At 60.4% G+C, this 265-nt stretch carries 1 pseudogene; it reads left to right on the top strand.

The annotated features are described in order from the left end of the window. Positions 1 to 181: pseudogene (locus NCR93_RS31730) on the top strand (hypothetical protein); the annotation flags it as partial. Positions 182 to 265: the final 84 nt, after the last annotated feature.

The following is a 265-nucleotide window of genomic DNA, read 5'->3' as shown; positions in this document are numbered from 1 at the left end:
GTACGGCCAAAATCAATTGCTCGACTACAAGCGCTACGAGGCCACGCAGGGCGGCATCTTCGCGCAGGGTCAAGCGGCCAGCAACATCGCGTCGGCGCAAATCGCGGCGGTCAACAGCAACAAAATGTTGATGATCCTCGGCTTGTTCGCTGTGATGGCGCTCGCGATCCATAAGGGGTAACGCATGGATCCGATTACCGGCGCAGCACTCATTGGCGCAGGCTCGAACCTGCTCGGTAAGGCGATGGGACCGGCGGCACCTGCT

Source organism: Caballeronia sp. ATUFL_F1_KS39, from assembly GCF_023630985.1.
Classification (GTDB): domain Bacteria; phylum Pseudomonadota; class Gammaproteobacteria; order Burkholderiales; family Burkholderiaceae; genus Caballeronia; species Caballeronia zhejiangensis.
The sequence above is the reverse complement of the archived record's forward strand: the minus strand, read 5'-3'. Positions and strand labels throughout refer to the sequence as shown.